The sequence below is a fragment of the Neobacillus kokaensis genome (assembly GCF_014656545.1).
GTDB lineage: Bacteria > Bacillota > Bacilli > Bacillales > Cytobacillaceae > Neobacillus > Neobacillus kokaensis.
The window spans coordinates 1-6,666 of record NZ_BNDS01000054.1; the positions used below are offsets into that span (position 1 = coordinate 1).

Consider the following 6,666-nt stretch of genomic DNA (forward strand, 5'->3'; position numbering starts at 1 on the left):
GCCCTTACTCTTGCCATTTCATCACCTCCCAAAAATATAGTATGAAAAAAAGCCAACATCCATGTCAATGTTTATATAATAAGAAATGCTTAGTTACCTTTATGCAACTATACTGCCTGTTACTTGAATAAGAAAAGCGATCCTTCATTATTGAAGCATCGCACCCTTTAGTTTACGTATAAACCTTCACATACTCTTAAAATTAAAAGGTTTTATACTTTATCATTTGATTTTTTTAAGTCAATTATCAATTGAAAACCATATAGAACTAGTCCTCTAAAAGTAAGCAACAGTAAATACTGTAATTTATTCATTTTAACTAAGGAACCAGCAATTTTATAACGTTTTAAAAGTTTTAGTCCAATGAAGGTAAATGTAATGTGATTAATTGCATTAACAATTAAATATAATGGAAATTTACCATAAGTTGTTTTTAACATCCAAAGACTGGTAACAAGATAAGGACCAAAATTAAAAAAAGTCATACTATCCAAAAGCCCTATACCTTTATAAAACTTCCACCATTTATTTTTTTTACCGTACATATCTAAAGCTTTTGTAAAAATACAACTAAAAAGTGCTGAAGGAAGATATTTTTTGAAGGAATTTACACCTAAAAACGGAACCGTTATCCAAGGGAGAATTAGCATAATTAGAAGTAATTTTGATTTTTTCAAGATACCACCCCTGAAGTATATCATATGTATTATTTCTAATTTTAATCGGGCATTCCATATTTTGAATTTAAATGTACGTTTTCGCAATATAAAACATTTGGCTTATTTAAGTAAACTGCGTCATTAGCACAATAACAAAAAGGTTGCCGTAGCAACCCTCATTGTTCAACTCCACCCGTTAGTTGAACAAGAATGAAACTAAATCACTTTTCTGCCGCCCTTAGGGTGTCAAATTTATTTTTGTAAAGTTACTACTGAATAACGACAATCCCAACATATTGAGCATTTCCTTTATCCGTAGGAACATCGACTACAATCATATACTCGCCTTTTTCTTTTGGTAAATTGAAATATTGACCAGCATTATCAATTTCTAAATCCATTTTGTTTTCACCTTGCCAAAGCGAAATTTTTACATCTTTTGCGTCAAAATGTCCATCTTCAAGACCAAATTGAACTCGCTGCCCAGAAGTAAAGTACATTTTGTTTTGTTTTTTTGCTAATGATAAAATATCTTTCGTTTCCTTGTTGTATTTTTCATCATAAGTCCAATCTATGTTTGCTTCTGCTAATTTTTCTTCTTGGGTAATATCGTCAGGATTTGTAAGTGAAACAGTTGGTGGTGAGAAATCATATTCTTCTCCAAAACATCCCGTTAATGAAAAAACAAAAAACAAACCTAAAAGTAATTTCGAAACTAATTTCATATCCGTTAACTCCCCTCACATCCACTCTCCAACCGTTTAATTTATATAAATTATACCATATATAACCAAACTGTTGTTAAACTAACCTGCCCTTTAGTTGAAGAACAAAAAAGATGTGATCGCTACCGCAATCCCATCTTGTAATAAAGCACCCGTTAGCTTAAGTGAAAAGCATCACATTTTTAACAAATTTTATATTGGATAGAAAGTACAATATTTTTACTCCTTTATACATAACAAATGATTGCAATCATTCACCAAAAAGAAAAAGGGCACTTTCGCAGGCTCCTGACTCAATCCAAGTCAGTACAAGTCTCTTAATGCAGCTTATCAATCATAATGGATAATTTGTAGTTTGCATACTTGTTTAACTCCAATAAAAATTGGTTTAACTCTTTATTACCCGGAAACCTGCACTCCAGAAGGTAACAACCCTCTCCACTGATTCTGTAAGTATTAAGGATATATCCCTCCTTTGTTTGGATAAATGAAAGGCAAGGTTGATGGTTTGTACCCTCAATATAGATATTGAGGAAAGCATACGTATAGCAGCCTAATTTCGCTTGATTCACTTTGATGCTATACCCCTCTATCACTCCATTGTCCTCTAATTTCGCCACTCGCGCTGCGGCTGCTGGTCCTGTTAAGTGGACTCTTTCCCCTAATTCTTTCATCGTAATCCGGCTATTGTTAGAGAGCTCCTCTATAATTTTCTTGTCTGTTTCGTCCAACAAACGGCAACTCCTTTCAAAAATAAAGTAAAACAGTAAAAATACTTAATTTTATCTGTGTATTTGAATGTTGCTCATATTATACACTTAACTCCGTCAGCAAACACACATGAAAAGAAAGGGAGTTGTAAAGATGAAGATTACACAAATTCGAAATGCAACAATCGTTGTAGAGTATGCAAATAAAAAGTTTTTAATTGATCCTATGTTAGCAGAGAAAGGTACGTACCCACCTTTCCCTGATTCGATCGGACAGGATAAATTTAATCCTTTGGTAAGTTTGCCAACATCAATTGATAACATTCTGGATGGCATAGATGCAGTAATTGTTACTCATCTACACCTAGATCACTTTGATGATGTGGCAAAAAACGTATTGCCAAAAGATATCAAAATGTTTATTCAAAATGAAGCAGATGCAAAAGAAGTAAAAGCATGTGGTTTCAAAAATGTAGAAGTACTACAACAAGGCACTGTTTTTGAAGGTATCCAGTTAGTAAAAACAAAAGGTGAACATGGTAGAGGCGAAGAGTTATTAAAACTTATAGGTGAAGTTTGCGGAGTAGTATTCAAGCATCCAAGTGAGGAAGTTTTATATGTAGCTGGTGATACAGTTTGGTATGATGCTATCGAAGACGAGATTCATACACATCAACCCGAAATCATTGTAGTTAATGGTGGAGACAATCAAACATTAGAATTTGGTTCGCTCATCATGGGGAAAGAAGACATATATGAAGTCCACAAGGCGGCTCCGAGTGCTAAGATTATTGCTGTTCATATGGAAGCTGCTAACCATTGGGCATTATCACGAGAAGAATTAAAGAACTTTAGTAAAGAAAAAGGATTCTCAAGTAATATTTTAGTACCCGAAGATGGTGAGTCTTACAAAATGTAATATGAATACTAATTGTATCTAGCTAGGGATACAGTGTGGTGTACACCTGTTCAAGAAGCAATTGAAACGCACAATCCTGAAGTAGCGATTTTAAATGCTGGAGATAATAAGTTCTTCGAATTAGGATCACTTATTATGGGGAAAGAGGTTGTGTACGAAGTACACAAAGCTATACCAAATGTTAAAATCACAGCTAGCCATATTGAAGCCGTTAACCACTGGGAGATTATCCAAGAAAGATTTAAAGACATATGCGGTTGAAAAAGGGTTTTCTCCCAAATTGCTTATACCAGAAGATGGCGAATGAAACAAATTCCAAATAAAGAAATAATTGTTAAACGCGGGAAGGAGGTTTTATATTGAGCCAAGTAAATTCAAAGTTATGGACTAAAGATTTTATTATTCTTTCTTTAGTCAATTTCTTTTTGGTCCTAATATACATGCTGTTAAATGTAATAATTGCGCTTTATGCTGTAAACGAATTTAATGCATCTACTGAACAAGCCGGCGTAGTAGTCGGTATCTTTATCATTGGCGCATTAATAGGTCGACTGGTTACCGGAAAAGTTATTACCAGAGTTGAATACAAACGAATATTAATTATTGGGCTTATCTTTTTTACAATAACAATACTGCTTTATTTTATAGATTATGGTCTCCCCTTATTAATTGTTAGCCGGTTTTTAAATGGACTAGCTATAGGTATAGCAACTACAGTAATTGGTACAATAGTTGTTCTTGCCATACCGAAGTCAAGAAGAGGGGAAGGTATTAGTTACTTTGCCGTTAGTACAGCATTAGCTACAGGACTAGGACCTTTTTTAGGTCTATATATGACTCAACATACTGGATTTAATATCATTTTTCTTTTCTCCCTTTTACTTGGAGTCGCTAGTACGATAATTGGTTTCTTAGTTAACGTACCCATGTCTCCGAAAACAACAGAGGAAAAACGCGGAGGATTTAAGATTTCGAATTACATTGAACCAAAAGCTGTACCAATAGGTATTATTGTTCTTTTAATGACTTTCAGCTTTTCAAGTGTACTTTCTTATATAAACCTTTACGCTATTGAATTGGATTTGGTCAGTGCTGCTAGCTTTTTCTTCAGTATTTACACCGTCAGTGTATTGGTGTCTAGACCATTTACTGGAAAAATAGTGGATCGTAGAGGAGCAAATTATATTATGTATCCGGCTTTTTTCCTTTTTGGAGCCGGAATGCTTCTTCTTAGTACAGTGGATAAGTCGTTAACCCTATTATTAGCGGGAGGGTTAATTGGTCTGGGTTTTGGAAATATTTCCTCTGTCAGTCAGACTGTAGCCACCTTGAAAGTAACACCTGAACGTATAGGTTATGTTACTGCTACTTTCTTCATCTTTTATGATATAGGGAATGGATTAGGACCGTTTATTTTAGGGCTTATAATTCCTTTCACAGGGTATTCCACTATGTATGAAATTCTAGGAATTATGGTTTTTGCTGTATCCTTTCTTTATTATTTTTTACATGGGAAGATGGAAAGAGAAAATCGAATACTCTCTTTAAAAGAAAAGATCCATTAATGAATTCAGTTTCTCTAGGAAAAAGGAGGTCATAATATGGGTATAGAACTAAAATCATTAAACAAAAACTCAAAGGATGTTAATAAGGTAAGGGATTTGCTTTATGGAGCATTCCCTGAAGTAGAGAGGCTTCCTTTGGAACTGTTATTTGATAGAGCAAATTTAGATGGGGTAGACTTTCTTTCTATTTACGACGAAGATAACTTTATAGGGTTTACTTACTTAATAACTCGTAAAAACCTGACATATGTTCAGTATTTAGCTATAGATAGTCATTCACGCTCCAAAGGGTATGGAAGTTTAATTCTTTCACGTATAAAAGAAAAATACTACGACAATCAATTAACTCTTAATATAGAAGCTCTAGATAAAAGTGCAACAAATTATGAGCAAAGAGTAAACAGAAAAAACTTTTATTTACGTAACGGTTACGAAAGCTCATGTTTCCTTTTTAAGGATCGTTGGGGCATGTATGAAGTTATGGTAAACGGAGAAGGAGAGATTAACCAAGAAGAATTCTCTGATTTAATAAGGGGGTTTACAGGTAATTCATTATTCTTGTATTTAGAAATACAGATACAGTTGGCATGAAAACGAGATTGTTAAAAAGGCTATTAATAGCCTTTTTAACACCAATTTCGTATATAATGCTGGATTTTATACATCCTTGATAAATCAACATTGTCGGCTTATAAAGAAGCCTAGCAGCATGGAATCTCTTGTTGAACAAACCTGCCCCTTTAGTTCAATAAAAAACGGCCACCATAATGGCAGCCGGAACTTCAAGTAACGCACCTTATAATTGAAGAAGGGCGAATTCCATTTTATGGCTATCGTCCTTTTTATTCTCTACTTAACAGTAGATTCGGTTTGTGCATCAACAATCAAAATTCTTAAGAAATAATTTTATTAAATTGAGTATTCAACCAAGCAATTTGTAAAAAAATCCATAAATTAGTGTAAACCCTACTTGACAACTTCACTCAGTATTACCCAACTATATTTCTTCTTTCGAAGCATCATTTGATGCTTCCTTTTTAATTTTTAATAACTTTGAAATTGGTACTCATTTGCGGAGCACTAGAAAATCCTTGTTGTCCACCAGGTTCATTCGAATATTAGCTGCTCAAAGCCCACCATTCGCGGTTTTTATATTTTACATAAATTTCAATTAAGGATATTTTTTAAATATAATTCCATGCTTGTCCATTTCAAAAATAATAACAAATACGTAGGATATACTACCTCTTAAAAAAGGCGGTGATAAATTATGTCATACGGTTCCGGTTACGGCGGCGGAATGAGTTTTGTTCTAATCGTAGTACTATTCATCCTCTTAATTATCGTTGGTACACACTTTATGGGAGGGTACTAAGCTAGTTATCGAATTGTAACGACTCACTTAATAGTGGAAGCGTCAATTGGCGCTTCTTTTCTTCGTAATTTGTTCAATTATCTATAATCTCTCAGCTATAAATAATTTTTAAAAAATTGGACATAAATATATCTGAAGTAAGGTTATTACAATTTTAGAATTGGAGGATTCTATCCCGCCAGATAGAAGCCAAAAACCTTACTTCACAATTAAAGTCTACTACCCATCTACGACTTGCTTATTAAACATTACTGCCCAGTATGTTCAATAAGTAAGGTTCCACAAAAAACGTTAATTCTGGCTAGGATCAACGCACCCGTTTGTTTAATAACCTACTCCAAAACCTAGGTCTGAAATAATAAACGCTATGTACAATGATAAAAAAGACGCCTTCTTTTATAAGAAACGCACACAAGGCATAAAAATTAATTCACTGCCAACTTTTTCTCGAAGTCGTTCATAATAGTTAGACATTCCCAATTTGGTAACCACCTTGATAAAAATATGCTCAATAAGGATTCTATAGGGGTGTTTAATTTTTCCTTCTCTTCTTAAACTAACCTGCCCGTTAGCACAATAAGAAAAAGGGATAGCCGCAGCATCCCAATCTTTAACTCTTGCACCCGTTAGTTCTATAAGCGAGATAAAATTAGGTGCAAAAAGTGACCTTCATTATTAACGCCTTATTCCTTATAATCTGTACGTAGAGGTGA

Annotated in this window: 8 protein-coding genes; 5 read left to right on the forward strand and 3 right to left on the reverse strand. The window is 33.9% G+C overall.

The annotated features are described in order from the left end of the window. Nucleotides 1–212 precede the first annotated feature (212 nt). From IE222_RS25980 to IE222_RS25990, 3 genes are all read right to left on the reverse strand, one after another. Nucleotides 213–677, reverse strand: a complete 465-nt coding sequence (locus IE222_RS25980) for a hypothetical protein (RefSeq protein WP_191277286.1) — start codon at nucleotides 675–677, stop codon at nucleotides 213–215. 251 nt (nucleotides 678–928) lie between these two features. Continuing rightward, nucleotides 929–1,384: a hypothetical protein gene (locus IE222_RS25985; RefSeq protein WP_191277287.1), complete on the reverse strand. Its 456-nt coding sequence runs from the start codon at nucleotides 1,382–1,384 to the stop codon at nucleotides 929–931. A gap of 317 nt (nucleotides 1,385–1,701) precedes the next feature. Next, a complete protein-coding gene (locus tag IE222_RS25990) occupies nucleotides 1,702–2,118 on the reverse strand; it encodes an Lrp/AsnC family transcriptional regulator (RefSeq protein ID WP_191277288.1) in 417 nt (138 codons plus the stop codon). Nucleotides 2,119–2,248: 130 nt separating this feature from the next. Between IE222_RS25990 and IE222_RS25995 the strand changes: the two genes are divergently transcribed. From IE222_RS25995 to IE222_RS26015, 5 genes are all read left to right on the forward strand, one after another. Next, nucleotides 2,249–3,013 carry an MBL fold metallo-hydrolase gene (locus IE222_RS25995; protein ID WP_191277289.1) on the forward strand — a complete coding sequence of 255 codons (765 nt, stop codon included), beginning with the start codon at nucleotides 2,249–2,251 and terminating at the stop codon, nucleotides 3,011–3,013. 12 nt (nucleotides 3,014–3,025) lie between these two features. Then, entirely contained in the window at nucleotides 3,026–3,274 is a 249-nt protein-coding gene (locus tag IE222_RS26000; RefSeq protein ID WP_191277290.1) for a hypothetical protein, read from the forward strand. 98 nt (nucleotides 3,275–3,372) lie between these two features. After that, nucleotides 3,373–4,578, forward strand: a complete 1,206-nt coding sequence (locus IE222_RS26005) for an MFS transporter (protein ID WP_191277291.1) — start codon at nucleotides 3,373–3,375, stop codon at nucleotides 4,576–4,578. Nucleotides 4,579–4,614: 36 nt separating this feature from the next. After that, on the forward strand, nucleotides 4,615–5,169 hold the full coding sequence (locus IE222_RS26010) for a GNAT family N-acetyltransferase (protein WP_191277292.1): 555 nt from the start codon (nucleotides 4,615–4,617) through the stop codon (nucleotides 5,167–5,169). A 679-nt stretch (nucleotides 5,170–5,848) separates the two neighbouring features. Then, complete coding sequence (locus IE222_RS26015) at nucleotides 5,849–5,953, forward strand: YjcZ family sporulation protein (protein WP_191277293.1); 105 nt, start codon at nucleotides 5,849–5,851, stop codon at nucleotides 5,951–5,953. Nucleotides 5,954–6,666 lie beyond the last annotated feature (713 nt).

Coding starts and splice junctions, on each gene's coding strand:
- IE222_RS25985 (WP_191277287.1), bottom strand. CDS start 1,384: ATGAAATTAGTTTCGAAATTACTTTTAGGTTTGTTTTTTGTTTTTTCA.
- IE222_RS26015 (WP_191277293.1), top strand. CDS start 5,849: ATGTCATACGGTTCCGGTTACGGCGGCGGAATGAGTTTTGTTCTAATC.
- IE222_RS25995 (WP_191277289.1), top strand. CDS start 2,249: ATGAAGATTACACAAATTCGAAATGCAACAATCGTTGTAGAGTATGCA.
- IE222_RS26010 (WP_191277292.1), top strand. CDS start 4,615: ATGGGTATAGAACTAAAATCATTAAACAAAAACTCAAAGGATGTTAAT.